Annotated in this window: 11 protein-coding genes; 4 read left to right on the forward strand and 7 right to left on the reverse strand. The window is 37.9% G+C overall.

What is annotated here, in order from left to right; all coding sequences use genetic code 11:
• Nucleotides 1-138: 138 nt before the first annotated feature.
• The 3 genes from AAKU52_RS08075 to AAKU52_RS08085 all read right to left on the reverse strand — a co-directional run bounded on the left by AAKU52_RS08075 (nt 139) and on the right by AAKU52_RS08085 (nt 6266).
• Nucleotides 139-1185 (reverse strand): hypothetical protein, encoded by a 1047-nt coding sequence (locus AAKU52_RS08075; RefSeq protein ID WP_354332113.1) that lies wholly within the window; start codon nt 1183-1185, stop codon nt 139-141.
• Nucleotides 1186-1381: 196 nt separating this feature from the next.
• Nucleotides 1382-2977 carry a SusD/RagB family nutrient-binding outer membrane lipoprotein gene (locus AAKU52_RS08080; protein WP_354332115.1) on the reverse strand — a complete coding sequence of 532 codons (1596 nt, stop codon included), beginning with the start codon at nt 2975-2977 and terminating at the stop codon, nt 1382-1384.
• 19 nt (nt 2978-2996) lie between these two features.
• Nucleotides 2997-6266 (reverse strand): SusC/RagA family TonB-linked outer membrane protein, encoded by a 3270-nt coding sequence (locus AAKU52_RS08085; RefSeq protein WP_354332118.1) that lies wholly within the window; start codon nt 6264-6266, stop codon nt 2997-2999.
• A gap of 182 nt (nt 6267-6448) precedes the next feature.
• On the opposite strand from AAKU52_RS08085, the gene AAKU52_RS08090 reads away from it, so the two are divergent.
• The 4 genes from AAKU52_RS08090 to AAKU52_RS08105 are packed head-to-tail and all read left to right on the forward strand — an operon-like array spanning nt 6449 to nt 11365.
• Nucleotides 6449-7654 carry an ROK family protein gene (locus AAKU52_RS08090; RefSeq protein ID WP_354332120.1) on the forward strand — a complete coding sequence of 402 codons (1206 nt, stop codon included), beginning with the start codon at nt 6449-6451 and terminating at the stop codon, nt 7652-7654.
• A gap of 19 nt (nt 7655-7673) precedes the next feature.
• Complete coding sequence (locus tag AAKU52_RS08095) at nt 7674-9134, forward strand: alpha-L-fucosidase (RefSeq protein ID WP_354332122.1); 1461 nt, start codon at nt 7674-7676, stop codon at nt 9132-9134.
• 49 nt (nt 9135-9183) lie between these two features.
• The gene (locus tag AAKU52_RS08100) at nt 9184-10275 is read left to right on the forward strand and encodes a carbohydrate-binding family 9-like protein (RefSeq protein WP_354332124.1); all 1092 of its coding nucleotides are present in this window, start codon (nt 9184-9186) and stop codon (nt 10273-10275) included.
• A gap of 4 nt (nt 10276-10279) precedes the next feature.
• The gene (locus AAKU52_RS08105) at nt 10280-11365 is read left to right on the forward strand and encodes a family 10 glycosylhydrolase (RefSeq protein ID WP_354332126.1); all 1086 of its coding nucleotides are present in this window, start codon (nt 10280-10282) and stop codon (nt 11363-11365) included.
• Nucleotides 11366-11452: 87 nt separating this feature from the next.
• On the opposite strand, the gene AAKU52_RS08110 is transcribed toward AAKU52_RS08105, so the two are convergent.
• From AAKU52_RS08110 to hflC, 4 genes are all read right to left on the reverse strand, one after another.
• On the reverse strand, nt 11453-12334 hold the full coding sequence (locus AAKU52_RS08110) for a class I SAM-dependent rRNA methyltransferase (protein ID WP_354332128.1): 882 nt from the start codon (nt 12332-12334) through the stop codon (nt 11453-11455).
• 24 nt (nt 12335-12358) lie between these two features.
• Complete coding sequence (locus AAKU52_RS08115; RefSeq protein WP_354332130.1) at nt 12359-13111, reverse strand: ABC transporter ATP-binding protein; 753 nt, start codon at nt 13109-13111, stop codon at nt 12359-12361.
• The gene (locus tag AAKU52_RS08120) at nt 13108-13842 is read right to left on the reverse strand and encodes an MlaE family ABC transporter permease (RefSeq protein WP_354332132.1); all 735 of its coding nucleotides are present in this window, start codon (nt 13840-13842) and stop codon (nt 13108-13110) included. The genes AAKU52_RS08115 and AAKU52_RS08120 overlap by 4 nt, the downstream gene beginning before the upstream one ends.
• A gap of 75 nt (nt 13843-13917) precedes the next feature.
• On the reverse strand, nt 13918-14856 hold the full coding sequence (gene hflC, locus AAKU52_RS08125; protein ID WP_354332134.1) for a protease modulator HflC: 939 nt from the start codon (nt 14854-14856) through the stop codon (nt 13918-13920).
• Nucleotide 14857 lies beyond the last annotated feature (1 nt).

Genomic DNA, 14857 nt, shown 5'->3' on the forward strand with positions numbered 1-14857 from the left:
AGGTTGACTCACTGTTGACTCACCCTTGACTCACTGTTGACTCACTCTGTCTTCATACCCAGGAGAAAATGGGGATTTAGCGTAAAAAAAAAGCGGACAACCTTTTAGGATGCCCGCTTTTTAATAATTTAATAAACCTTATTGGTACTGAATATAGATCGGTGCAGGTTTTAATTTCAATAATTCCTCTGGCGTCATTAAACGATTAGGCGCTTTTTTAAGGTCGTTTTTATAGAACAATTTGAAACCGGTAAACTGAACAGGTTCATTTTGAATAAAATAACGGTATGTACCTATTTTAAGATCTGGCTGGCCCCATCCATCCATGTGCATTACTACCTGTACTTCAGGGCGTAATTTGATGTTTTGAGAATTGGTAACCATTTTCTTAGTAAACCTGTGTACAATGAAAACTTTCGGCGGCAGGTTATGTTTCTTTACCAGATCGGCCAGGTATTGCGAAGCATAATTGATATCTACAGCGTCATAAGTTCCAATTCTAGTACCTGGTTTAGCGCCTGTTTTCATAGAGAACTCAGGGTCGATCCCTAAATGTACGTTGGGCAATTGTAAGTATTTTTCTATTCTCGGCAACTCATCTTTAAGGTTACTTAAGGCAACTTGCAAATCTAAGAATACAATAGCGTTGTGCATTTTTGCAATCTTCATTACCGAATCTATCTGCGCATTACCCATGCGGTTGATGTATTTTCCGTCTCTGCCTGGTGTACCACTGGCCACTGCAGCAATGTAATGTAAACCTACCTGAACGGGAGTGCCGGGGTCAGCTTTTTCCCAGTGTTTTACTTCTGCGTTCAACCTGCGCCACATTTCTTTAGGTTCATATTCACCCAGGGCACCCATTTTTTTGGAATGGAGGTTGCCGTAATAAACTACGATGCGTTTATATGGTAAAATAGCACCTGCAAGTGGATAAGGTTGCTTTTTAACTGGCCACCTGCCTGTGGTGTCGCCATTTGCTATTTTTAAAAGTGCTGCATTATATTTTGCTGTATCAGTAGGCACAATGACTTCTTCCGCTTCAACAACGGTTGTATCTGTTGTGGCAGCTGCCAAATGTGTTGTTGTGCCGGTTGCTTTTTTTGCCTCAGAAGTGCAATTGGCTAATAAACCGATACTTGCAATTCCAATTAAGAATGTTCCCGAAAAATAAGGTAGTTTCATAATACAAAAATACACAATCAAATGACTTCTCCTAATCGCTTTCCTACAAAGTGTTAAATAGATATTAACAATGATTAAACGGATTTACGGCCTTTAATGATTTCCATGTTGACCGAAAGTGAGTTGGGAAAATATAGGCATAAAAAAAGTGGTGCCCAACTTTGCAGGCACCACTAAAAAACTTTAAATGGAGGAATTAATTCACATCCCAGAATACTTTATTCAAACGGGTATCTTTAGCCTGAACAGCTGAATAGTTAGCCGAGTTAAAAGATCTCTCTCCTGAAGGATAGATGAGTCTGTTGGGGGGTACATCAAAATTTGATATTTTACCTGAAGTAACAAACTGCAAGGCTGGCATATTTGTTCTCCTGTACTCAGACCATGCTTCAGTAGATTGAAGGATTCCAAAATGCAACCATTTCTGTGTGTAGATCTTAGTCAACTTATTTGATGTTGTGCCATTGTAAGCAACTGTAGCAACGTCAACAAAATCTTGAATGATATTGGATGCGGGTAAAACTTCTTTTTTTACACCTGAAATATTCAAGTTGTTTAGGTAATAATAAAAGGATACAGACTGCTTTACAGCAAGGTCGTAAGCTGTTTTTGCTGCTGTAGTGGTTCCCCAGCGTTCCTGAGCTTCAGCTTTTAAAAAGTTTACCTCCGGTGCGGTAATCAAGATTCCTGGCAATGCTGCATTTAATAAAAATGTTCCTGAGTCAACTAAGGCATAGCTTTCAAAATTAGCTTCTTGCTGTGCTAAAGTAAAATCATAAGGCATAGCTTTAAATGTTGGATTTTGCGCTAGTTTGCCACCAACCATTTTACTTCCTTTATCATAAATAACAGGAATCCTTGGATCATTTGCAGGAAGCATTACCTTATTTAACATATAATCTGTAGCGTACCAGCTGCCTTCTTTAAAAGCATCAACCAAAGTAGATACGCTATTGGTAAGTGGACTTAACAAAATATCTGTAACTTTTGGATTGTAAGTCGCTACATCAGCGCCATCTACCAACGGGAAATTTGTTGGATCATTTAACATGGCTAAAACCGCTGTTTTTGCAGTTGATTCGTCCACATTTGAAATGCGCATTAATAACCGCAGGCGGAGTGAGTTTGCATAACGTGCCCATTTATTAACATTACCACTTAACAGGATGTCATGTTTTGCAAATTCTGCTGTTGATTGTGCTGTTTTAAAGTAAGTAGCTGCATCTTTAAGTTCTGCAATAAAACCCGTGTATAATACTTTTTGATCATCAAATTTAGGTAATTTAATGGTGCTGCTGGTAGGTAAGCTTCCTGTTTCAGTATAAGGAATATCTCCCCATAGGTCAACCATTTTGGCTGCTTGTTCGATTAAAACAATTCTAGCAGCTTGCATGAAAATAGTTTTTGTCGCTTTTTCTGCTTCAGCACTGGCCTCGTAAGTTACTTGCATAGAGCGGTATTGCGACATTGTTCCACTTCCATTTCCTCCCGGAGAATAAAAATCATCCCAATATTGTTGGGTATAGCCATCACTTTGCTGGTATACCGTGTTGCCATTGCTAAAATAAGAAGTCTGGGCATAAACACCAGGTCCTATACTCAGAAAGGTGCGTACATTCCAGTATTTAACGGCCACGCGATCATTATTAAGCATCGCAGTGAAAAACAAAGGGATACTTGGTGTTGTGGATTTCTCCGGATTTGTAAAATTTTCTTCGAGTGCTTTTTTGCAGCTGCTGAAAGATGCAGCTACCAAAACAAAAAGACCCATTGCTATGATATATTTTTTCATGTCTTTTGAATTTTGTTACTTAAAAATTAGCGTTTAATGAAAAGCCAAAGCTTCTTGCAGCAGCAGTAGAACCAACATCTACGCCTTGAGACCACCATTTGTTACCAAGTGGAGCTTCCGGATCAAGATTTTTCATTGTTCTGTAGAAGTAAAGCAGGTTTCTGCCAACTAGTGAAACTCTAAAGTTATTGATGTGCAGTTTTTCTGAAAATGCTGCAGGAACCTTATAGCTCAATACTGTTTCACGCAATTTTATAAAGTTGTTTTTAAATATGGAACCAGATTCAGACCATGAATCTTCACCCCAGTTATAAGTGTTCATGTAATATTCTGCAGCACTTAAAACTTTAGTATTGGGCTGTCCTGTATTTTGATTTACGCCTGTCAGTAAAACTCCATCATTGTAGGTTACGCCACCATCAGTATAATTTAATCCACCATTTTCAGCATCGCGGTATTGCAGTGAGTTGTTAAACATACCTGCACCGGTCATGAATTTAGTAGGCGGAGAAACCATTTTTCCACCAAAACTATAATCTACTGTAAAGTCTAGCGCAAAAGATTTATAGCTTAAGGTGTTCGACATACCACCAACTAATTTTGGCATAATGTTACCTGCAAGCACATAATTGGCTTTGTCAATAACATATAAACCATCGTCATTGATCACAAAATTTCCTTTACTATCCTGTAAACGAGGGTTTACATAAATATTACCTAAGCGTTCGCCAACTTTAGCCACAATTTTAACTGAATTTTGATCAGCAAAATAGAAAGGCAGTTCGGTTACACCAGGCATCAGGCTGTATACTTTTGAGTTATTGGTAGAGAAATTAAGCCTAGTATCCCATCTAAATGCACCACCTGAAATTGGAGTAGCATTGAAGGCAATTTCCAGACCCTGACTGCCAATTTCACCAACATTTACCAACTGGCTGGTAGCGCCAACTGTAGCTGTTGTTTGTAATGGTAAAATTTGGTCTTTAACCCTGTTGGTGTAATAACTGATGTCTACACCAATGCGGTTATTGAAAAACTTAGTCTCCAGACCAAATTCTGCTTCATGTTTCATTTCAGATTTTAAGGAATTATTTCCATAAAATTTACCACCTGTTAAGGAAGGTACAGATCCATTAATGGTTTGCAATGAATTTTGACTGTAAGTAATGTTTGCTTCATACATAGGAGGTGAGTTACCTACTATACCATATGACGCACGGATTTTTCCGAAAGAAAGAAGTTCTGGCATTTTAAAAGCCTCACTAAAAACAAAACTTGAATTTACTGAAGGGTAAAAATAACTGTTGTTTTGTACAGGCAGGGTAGAAGCATATTCTTGTCTTGCAGTACCTTCCAAAAATAAGTAATCTTTATAGCTGAAATTTAAAATTCCTAGGTAAGCATACTTTACTAATTCTTTTCTGTTTTCTGCAGAAGTAACCACTCCATAAGAGTTCGATAAACTAAACCAGTTTTCTGAAACCAATCCTTGTTGTGTATCCGAATTAAGGTCTTTATAATGTTCTTTTCTACCCTGGAAACCGGCACTTGCAGAGAAAGCAAGGTCAGCACCGATCTTATTATCATAAGTTGCTAATGCATCTCCATAAAGAATGGCGTATTGACCTTGTTTAGTAGAATAGTTACCCGTACTGTTGCTGGTAGGGTTAAGACTTATTGGCAGTTCATTGTATTGTCTGTTTTCGCTGTTTGCAGCGGTAAAGTCATTACCAATTCTACCTCTAAATTTAAGGTGATTTGCGGCATTCCAGTTTAAGGTTGCGCTAGATAATAGGCGGTTTTCAGTTTCATCATAGCTATTTCTTAGCTGTTTCCAGTAGAAATCTAAAAGATTTGTTGCACGGATGTTATAAAGAAAAGGTTCCGGGCGCTCAGGTTGATTAAACTGCGCATATTTATAACCACCACTGGTTTGAAATTTTTCTTTCATTAAACCCATGTCTTCGGCCCTGCTAAAGAAACCCGAAAAGGAACCCAATACCTCTCCTAATTGATAAGGTCTGTTGTGTGTTTTAGTGTTTACATAACTCACCACTACATCAGCACTTAACTTAGGGCTTAATTTAACCGTTGAATTCAAGTTAAATGAATTCTTTTGCATTTTATTTCCTGGCTGCGTTCCTTTATAATCAAGGCGTGTTGCAGAAAATCTGTAATTAAGGGCATCAGTTTGGTTTGAAATAGCAACGTTAGCAGTAGAATTATAGCCTGTTTCGTATACATTGGCGTAATTGTCAGGCTGAGGAGAATAAGAGCGGATTGATCCATCCCACCATTTAACTTGCTGGTCTTCCATTTTTGGTCCGAAATTAGCATAAGCCCTAAAATAAGGTCTGAAACCAGATGGTGAACCAGCATCGGCAATCCAACCTTCTCCATTTGCTCCATTGGCAATGTTTGTGGCATGGTCATATCCAGGGCCATAAGTATTTTGAAAATCAGGTAAAAAAGCAGCTTTTTCAATGCTCGCAGTGTAATTGAAATCAATACCCAATCCACGAGCTTTGGAGCCCCTTTTAGTGGTGATAACGACAACGCCACTGTTGGCATCCGAACCATATAGGGCCGTTGCACTTGCACCTTTTAAAACAGTCAGACTTTCTATATCACTAGGGTTAATGTCAAGGATACCATTTCCACGGATTCTTTGATCGCCCCAGTAATCATTGTTGTTAGCGCCATTTGCACCATTTTGTGCGTCGTTTCTGATCATAACACCATCAACAACATAAAGCGGCTGCTGGTTATAGCCCAAAGAATTGATACCCCTGATCTGCACATTTACCGCACTACTCGCCCCACCCGGTGCTGTCGTAATTTTAACCCCTGCTGCTTTACCATATAAAGCAGAAGCAAAGTTGGTATTACCCGCTTCAGTAAGTTGTTTAGAAGTTATTGTGCTTACTGCATATCCCAAAGATTTTTGCTCTTTTTTGATACCAAGAGAGGTTACTACTACCTCATTAAGGTTAGTCGCACTTTCAGCTAAACTGATGTTAATCGTCGACTGGCTACCCACGGGAACTTCTTGCTTGTTGTATCCTACTAAAGATATGACAAGGATATCTGTGGGTTTTGCGGAAATCGAAAACTTTCCTTGTGGATTCGTCTGTACGCCTGTTGAGGTACCTTTTATTAAGATACTTACGTTTGGTAAAGGTCCTGATGCATCTCTTATTGTTCCATTAATGGTTTTCTGTGCGAATGCCAAAGTGGTGAAAAGGCAAAATAAAAGAAGTACTATACTTTTTAAATACAGTTTTTTCATAGTTGATTAATTAAGTGTTTAGTTTGAATGTGTTAGAATAAGTAGCTAATTGTTAGTTTATAAATTAAAATCTTAATCTAAGTAAGTAATATTATTTTAATCTTCCTAATTCTTTTTAAAATTTTTAAAAAGATTTTTTTAATTTGAAAAAATGCCTTATATATGTAGATACAAATAACAAGATGGCAGAACGGAACAAAATTTCTCTAATTCAATACAGCGATACCATTAAGAGTTTATACTATAATAAAGTATTGACTAGTACTGATATCAGCGATCAGACTGGCAAAAGTATTCCTTATACCATTAAAGTGTTAAGTGAATTGATCAAAGAAGGTTACGTAGCAGAAAAGGGTTTTGCAAATTCCAGCGGGGGCCGAAAGCCGATTAATTATTCTTTAATCCCTAATACCCATTATATTTTATCTGTAGCCATGGATCAGTTTTCTGCTCAGGCTGTGGTGGTGGACATGAACAATAATTTTGTTACTAAAGTGGCCCATTATAGTTTTGATTTAGGGAAGTTAAAAGCAGCTACTTTTCTCACTTATTTAGAAAGCTTTATTCAGGAAATGCCAATTGCTAAAACTGATATAATTGGTGTAGTACTTACAATGCCGGGATTCGTGGATACAGAGAACGGAATTAACCATTCATTTTTAGAAGTGCCAGGTCAAACACTCGTAGAATTCATTCAGGATCGTATTTCTATTCCAGTTTTTTTAGATAATAACTCTACCGCAATTGCACTCGGTGAGCAAAAGTTTGGGGTGGCAGCACATGTAAAGAATGTGATGGTACTGAATCTTGGATGGGGAATTGGCTTGGGAATGATTGTGGATGACAAGATTTTCAGGGGAAATAATGGATTCGCCGGTGAGTTTAGTCATATCCCTATTTTCAATAATGGCAAACTTTGTACCTGTGGAAAACGTGGCTGTCTGGAAACAGAAGCATCTTTAATTGCCATTACATCGAATGCTAAAGAAGGGATGAAAAATGGACAAATTACCAGTTTGTCGAGCTATGCTGAAGTTAATGCTGATCATATTATTGCCGAAGCCATTAAGGGTGACTTATTTTCGGTGAAGCTGATTTCAGAAGCTGCTTATCATGTTGGACAAGGTTTGGCTATTCTGATTCACCTGATGAATCCTGGGGCTGTAGTTCTAAGTGGTAAAGCAAGTGTTGTCGGCAATATCTGGATGGCACCTATTCAGCAAGCATTAAATGAACATTGTATCCCAAGGATGATAAAAAATACTAATTTTTTCATTTCAGATTTAAATAATGATGCACAACTAATTGGGGGTGCAGCCTTAATGGTGGAGAATTTGGGTGAAAAACTGGCCGAAAAAATGAAAATTTTAAATAAAATGACTGCATAAATTATAAAATAATTGGACTATGATTAAACTAAAACTCAACCCAACCTTATTTTTCTTACCTCTGTTAACCGCTCTGTTTACTTTCAGCACTGCAACAGCACAGCAGCATAACATGTCTAAAAATTACCAGGCTCCTGAAGACCCTGAAGTAATTCAAAAACTAGCGAAATGGCAAGATTTAAAGTTCGGTTTGTTTATGCATTGGGGTGCATACAGCCAATGGGGAGTAGTGGAAAGCTGGAGTATTTGTCCTGAAGATGAAGGCTGGACACAACGCAGAGGGCCTAATTCTGCCACTTATGAAGGTTATAAAAAGGCCTATGAAAATTTACAGACAACTTTTAATCCGGTAAAGTTTAATCCAGAAAAATGGGTTGCTGCTGCAAAAAATGCAGGAATGAAATACATGGTTTTTACAACCAAGCATCATGATGGTTTTTCAATGTTTGATACTCAAGAAACAACTTATAAGGTGACAGATAGTAAAACACCCTTCTCCACCAATCCAAAAGCAAATATTACCAAAGAAATCTTTAGTGCTTTTCAAAAAGAGAACTTTATGATTGGCGCTTATTTTTCTAAACCAGATTGGCATTCTCCAGATTATTGGTGGCCTTATTTTCCGCCTAAAGACCGTAATGTAAATTATGATCCTGAGAAGTATCCGGAGCGATGGAATAAATTTAAGGATTTTACTTTTAACCAGATACAAGAGCTAATGACCGGATACGGTAAAGTTGATATTTTATGGTTAGACGGGGGATGGGTCCGCCCAAGAAATACCATAGATACGGCTATAGATTGGCAAAGAGGGATTAAGCATAACCAGGATATTGATATGGCTAAAATTGCTACAATGGGTAGAAAGCACCAACCTGGATTAATTGTGGTCGATAGAACGGTAACCGGTCCGTATGAAAATTATACAACCCCAGAACAAGAAGTTCCAGAAATGCCACTTACTAACCCTTGGGAAACCTGCATGACAATGGGTAACTCCTGGAGCTATGTACCGGGTGATGAATATAAATCCTCACATCAGATTATTCAGTTGCTCGTAAAGATTGTTTCTCGTGGTGGAAATTTATTGATGAACATCGGTCCGGGGCCTGATGGAGACTGGGATACTGAAGTATATAAAAGATTAAATGGTGTTGGCGATTGGATGAAAATCAACAGCGAAGGGATTTATAATTCTGTGTCAGTAGCTCCTTATTCAAAGGGAAATGTTTATTTCACTAAAAGTAAAGATAAACCTGTGCTGTATGCTTTTCTCTGTGCGGAGAAGGAAAATGTTGTTTTGCCTGCACACCTGGATATTCCAATGGAAAAGGGAGCATTGGTTAAAAAAGTGAATCTATTGGGCAGCAGCCAGAAGTTGAAATGGAAAAAGATTGGTGATGGAATTCGGATAACGTTACCTGCAGCAATTAAAAATGCGCAATTGAAAACTGCAGCCTGTTTTAAAATTGTGTATTAATTTGTTTAAAGTGTTGCTTTTATTTTCACCCCTAATATCCTTATAAGGAATGAACTTATGTAAAGACTTGTCAATATTAGTTTTATTATTGATAGTAAGCCTCTCTCTTCCTGCTCAAAATAGCGTAAAGAGTAATGATTCACCGCTAAAGCTACCTAAAAGCTATGTTATACAGCATACCCAGCAGGCGCTTAAAATTGATGGCGGTTTAAATGAAGTGGATTGGCAAAAAGTGCAATGGACAAGTGATTTTGTTGATATTGAAGGAGCTAAAAAGCCTTCGCCAGCGTTAAAAACGAAGGTGAAAATGCTTTGGAATGATTCGACTTTGTTTATAGCTGCAAGATTAGAAGAGCCTCAGGTATGGGCTACTTTAATGAATCATGATGACATTATTTATTATGACAATGATTTTGAGATTTTTATTGATCCCCATGGTAATGGCCATAATTATTTTGAGATTGAAATTAATGCATTTAATAAAATTTTCGACCTTTTTATACCTAAGCCTTACCGCAATGGTGGTGATGCATTGATTAGCTGGAATGTTGCTAATTTGAAATCAGCCATAAAAGTAGATGGAACCATTAACAATCCTGCTGATGTAGATAAGGGCTGGACAATAGAGATGGCCATCCCCTTGAAATCTTTATATCTCGGACATCCTTTTAAGGCTCCCAAAGAAGGTAGTTTATGGCGGATTAATTTTTCCAGGGTACAGTGGGACACAAAAATTAGCCATGGTAAGAACATGAAACTAAAAGATGCATCGGGAAAAGATTTACCAGAACACAATTGGGTTTGGTCTCCCCAGGGTTTGATTAATATGCACTATCCAGAGCATTGGGGATATCTTCAGTTTTCAAAGAATGAAAATACGGTTTTTAATCTCCCTTATGTGGAAAGACAAAAACAACATTTATGGCTCATCTATAAAAACCAGAAAAAGCATCATGGGAAGTTTGGTAAGTATGCGACTAATTTAAAGGAGCTGGGTATGAATGGACAACAAAATATAGAAGGAAAAGAAAATCTACTCCAAATGCAGGCAACTGATCATCAGTTTACAGCAACCATAGCTGTTAAAGGGGGTAAGGTCATTCACCTCAACGAAGAAGGATTATTATATTTTAAAAAATAAGCTTATGAATAACCGAAGAAAATTTTTAAAAGCAGGTGTGTTAGCGAGTTTGTCTGTAGCTATACTTCCTGGCTTATCGCAGGGGGCAATACTAGCTCCAACTCACAAAAAAAAAATTAAGCATTGGGTGTGGACTAACCCTAACCCGAAAGATACTTCAGAAGAGTTAGCGCTTCGGTACAAGCAGTATTACCAAGCTGGAATACGCGGAATATTTTTTGAGCATGACAGTGAAAAACATTTTAGGGCGGCCAAAGCACAAAAATTGGAAGCTCATTTTTGGATTTGGACAATGAATAGAGGGGAGAAATCATTAATGGAAGACCACCCAGATTGGTATGCTAAAAATAGGAAAGGAGAATCTTGTGCCGAACATCCACCCTATGTAAATTATTACCGCTGGCTTTGTCCATCGAAAGAAAAAGTGCGTGAATATTTAGAAAGTGTGTATGCCGCTGCATTGCGTAAAGACTATGTTGATGGAGTACATCTTGATTATGTGCGTTTTAGTGACGTTATATTGCCCGTAAATCTTTGGGCTGATTATAAGTTAGTGCAAACCAGTGAAGCCCCTGAATTTGATTATTGCTATTGTGAGGATTGTCAGGAAAAGTATAAAATAGAAACTGGGGTAATTATATCTGAAGTGGAATACCCGGAAGCCAGTCCTTCATGGAGACAATTTCGTTATCAGCAAGTTAACCAGGTGGTAGAACGTTTAACAACCTTGGCAGCTAAACATAAGAAGCCAATTACAGCAGCTGTTTTTCCTACTCCAGATATTGCCCGCCGCAATGTGAGGCAAGATTGGGTAAATTGGAATATTGATGGTGTTTGTCCGATGATCTACCATGGTTTTTATAAAGAAAATGTTTCTTGGATAGGAACGGCTGTTGCTGAAGGTGTAAAAGCACTTCAGGGTAAATGTCCATTATACGCAGGTTTGTATTTGTCGGATTTCAAAAATGACAATGAATTACAGCAGGGAATAGAAAATGCAATGGCAAATGGGGCTGGTGGTGTTTCGCTTTTTGGCGATGTAACAGAAAGTACTTTGGCTGCTTTAAAGAAAGCTTCAGTATTACAGTAAGTTAAAATATTAAAGTAGAATAAACGGAAAAGGATGAAAACTGCTATAAGCCCTGATGCTTAAAGTATCAGGGCTTAATTATGTATTTTAAAAACTATTAAATTTGCCATAAACGCCCAGGGGTAATTTAATTCCCGAGGTTGCTTGTAAATAAAGTTCACCAGTTTCCAGGTTCTTAACCTTTGGAAAGGACGTTTTAATTAGGTTTTCCACAATGATAGAGGAGAAACCTAATGAATAAGTATTTAAAATTAGAAAGTGCTCTTCTTCATCTAGCAATTGCACTACTTCTTGCATCATTTCCTGTATATGGTCTTCCAGCTTCCATTTTTCGCCATTAGGGCCATGTCCAAATGCTGGTGGATCCAGAATGATACCATTGTATTTTTTTCCTCTTTTGAGTTCTCTTTTTACAAATTTAAGTGCATCTTCTACTACCCAGCGGATATCCTTTAATTTAGAAAGTTCCTGGTTTTCATTAGCCCAGTTCACTACTTGTTTAATGGAATCAACATGTGTGGTATCTGCACCAGCTGCTTTTGCAATCATGGATGCCGCACCAGTATAAGCAAAAAGGTTGAGTACTTTAGGTACCGGCGTTTTAAACTGCTTGATGCAGGAGGAAATATAATCCCAATTTACTGCCTGCTCTGGAAAAACCCCAACATGTTTAAAAGAAGTTAATCCTAATCGCAGTTCTATGGTCACATCATCATTCGTATAGGCAATATTCCAGCGGTCCGGAAAATGTGCGTTGTTCTTAACCCATTCACCGCTAGTGGCCGAACGGCCTTTAAATTTAATGTGGGTTTGTTTTTTCCAGCTTTGCTCAGAAAGTGTTTTCTTCCATACTGCTTGAGGTTCTGGTCTGCATAATACCAGGTTGCCAAAACGTTCCAGTTTTTCAAAATCACCACAATCAATCAACTCGTAATCTTTCCAGTGTGTGGGTGTTAAAAGGCCTATCATAAAATGTTTTTGTCTGTAAGTGTATTAAAATTTCCCTTTTGCTGCCTTCATAAAACGACTGGCAAAGACGAAATCATTAAGTTCTGCAACATCAGTATGTGCGATTTCTTCTTTTGAACCTTCCCAGAATTTTTTACCTTCATGGAGAAAAAGAATGTAATCACCAATTCCCATTACGGAGTTCATATCGTGGGTAACCACAATTGTGGTGGTATTATATTCCTCCGTAAGTTCTTTTATCAGTTCATCAATTACAATGGCCGTTCTGGGGTCTAGTCCTGAATTCGGCTCATCACAAAAAAGGTACTTTGGGTTCATGGCTATGGCACGGGCAATACCTACGCGTTTTTTCATTCCACCAGAAAGCTCTGCGGGATTTAGTTTATTCTTACCCTCTAAATTAACCCGATTTAGGCAGAAGTTAACACGATCTAGCTTTTCACTTCTGGATTGTTCGGTAAACATGTTCAAAGGGAACATGATGTTTTCTTCTACGCTCATGGAATCAAAAAGTGCAGATCCTTGGAAAAGCATACCTATTTCCTTGCGGATATCAATACGCTCCTGGAAGTTCATGGTAGTAAATTCTCTGCCGTCGTACTCAACCGTGCCCTTCTCAGGATGGTGCAAACCGATCATGCACTTAAGTAACGTTGTTTTTCCGGAACCAGAACCTCCAATTATCAGGTTCGTTATCCCGGATTCAAATTTCCCTGAAATACCTTGCAACACATCGTTATCTCCGAAAGATTTATGAATGTCTTTAATTTCGATCATAATAAAAGTTGGGTTACAATATAATCACAAGCAAGAATAGAAATACAGCTTACTACCACAGCTCTTGTGCTGGCTTGTGCAACTTCTAATGCACCACCTTTAACATAGAATCCTTCATAAGCTGGAACCGAAGTAATGATAAAGCCAAAAACAAAGGCTTTAACTAAAGAAACGGTAATGGTATAAGGATTGAAATCTGTAGTTATGCCCAGCATATAATCTGCAGCTGATATGGCACCTGATAAGGTGCCACCCAAATAACCACCAGTAATACTTAAAAACATAGAAACAATTACCAGCATAGGTACCATTGTAATACCCGCAATAATTTTAGGTAAAATTAAATAGCCAGGTGTGTTGATGCCCATTATTTCTAAAGCATCTATTTGTTCGGTTACCCTCATGGTGCCTATCTCAGAAGAAATGGCGGAACCTATTTTACCAGCAAGTACAATGGCACTGATTGTTGGACTTAATTCCAAAATGCTAGAATCCCTGTTTACTGAGCCAATAATCGCTTTGGGTACAAAATCACTAACCATCTGAAAAGCGATCTGCAGGGTCATTACCGCTCCAATAAAGGTAGAGATAATAGAAATTAAGCCAAGTGAACCTACGCCAATAAAGTTCATCTGTTGAAATATCGCTTTAAGGTATATCTTCGTTTTTTCCGGCTTCTTAAATACAGCTTTAAGGAGCAATATATACTTGCCAAAGTTGGTAAAGTTCATTTATGGGTAATTAGCTAAAATATAAATACAATCTTTATACAAAGAAACAATAAAAATTGTTGTGGCTTTCTATATTTAGTTTGATTTTTTCAGGTATTGATAGATTTCGCTGTTTGTAGAGAGAATTACCGAGGTTTTCTCACTAAAAGTTTTATCTAGCGTCTCCATAGATTTCATAAATCCATATAAGTTTTTGCTCTGTGGAGATTTATTATAAGCTGAGGCATAAATAGAAGCGGCAGTTGCATCAGCCTTACCTTTAATTTCTTCAGCTCTTTTAAAAGCTGCTGATTGAATGGTCTTTAATTCCCTGTCTTTTTCCCCACCAATTTTTGAGGCTTCACCCTGACCTTCAGACCTGAATTTGTCGGCAACTCGGTAACGTTCACTTTTCATCCTTTCATACACCTGTGTCTGTACTTCTTTTACATAGTTGATTCTTTTAAACCTAAAATCGAGTATTTTAATGCCCAATTCTTTTGCTTGCTTATTTGCCGAGGCTAAAATCATGTGCTGCATTTTATCGCGCCCAACAAATACTGTGGCTAGCGAATCTCCCAGAACTTCTCCTATGGAATCTAATTCTGGCTTTCTGTTGGTGTTTCTTACCAGTTCTTCAATGTTATTTTTGGCTACTACATTTCTTGTCTCGCCATCTAAAATATCATCCAGCCTTGACTGCGCACCGCGCTCATTGGTTAATCGCTTGAAAAATTGCAAGGGATCAGTGATTTGCCAACGGGCATAAGTTTCAACAAATATGAACTTTTTATCTTTAGTAGGAAGTTGATTAGGATCGCCTACCCATTCCATAAACCTTTTCTCAAAAACATTAGCGGTTTGGATAAAAGGGACTTTGAAATTCATACCTGGCTGCGTAACGGCTTTACCAATAGGCCTGCCAAATTGTGTTAATACCACCTGCTCGTATTCTCTTACAGTATATGTGCTGAGTAATAAACTAATAATGGCAAAAAAAGCGATAGCTAATATAATGATGTGGTTTCTTCTCATG

This window comes from Pedobacter sp. CG_S7 (genome assembly GCF_040544395.1).
Taxonomy (GTDB): Bacteria; Bacteroidota; Bacteroidia; order Sphingobacteriales; family Sphingobacteriaceae; genus Pedobacter.

Coding starts and splice junctions, on each gene's coding strand:
- AAKU52_RS08075 (WP_354332113.1), bottom strand. CDS start 1,185: ATGAAACTACCTTATTTTTCGGGAACATTCTTAATTGGAATTGCAAGT.
- AAKU52_RS08080 (WP_354332115.1), bottom strand. CDS start 2,977: ATGAAAAAATATATCATAGCAATGGGTCTTTTTGTTTTGGTAGCTGCA.
- AAKU52_RS08085 (WP_354332118.1), bottom strand. CDS start 6,266: ATGAAAAAACTGTATTTAAAAAGTATAGTACTTCTTTTATTTTGCCTT.
- AAKU52_RS08090 (WP_354332120.1), top strand. CDS start 6,449: ATGGCAGAACGGAACAAAATTTCTCTAATTCAATACAGCGATACCATT.
- AAKU52_RS08095 (WP_354332122.1), top strand. CDS start 7,674: ATGATTAAACTAAAACTCAACCCAACCTTATTTTTCTTACCTCTGTTA.
- AAKU52_RS08100 (WP_354332124.1), top strand. CDS start 9,184: ATGAACTTATGTAAAGACTTGTCAATATTAGTTTTATTATTGATAGTA.
- AAKU52_RS08105 (WP_354332126.1), top strand. CDS start 10,280: ATGAATAACCGAAGAAAATTTTTAAAAGCAGGTGTGTTAGCGAGTTTG.
- AAKU52_RS08110 (WP_354332128.1), bottom strand. CDS start 12,334: ATGATAGGCCTTTTAACACCCACACACTGGAAAGATTACGAGTTGATT.
- AAKU52_RS08115 (WP_354332130.1), bottom strand. CDS start 13,111: ATGATCGAAATTAAAGACATTCATAAATCTTTCGGAGATAACGATGTG.
- AAKU52_RS08120 (WP_354332132.1), bottom strand. CDS start 13,842: ATGAACTTTACCAACTTTGGCAAGTATATATTGCTCCTTAAAGCTGTA.
- hflC (WP_354332134.1), bottom strand. CDS start 14,856: ATGAGAAGAAACCACATCATTATATTAGCTATCGCTTTTTTTGCCATT.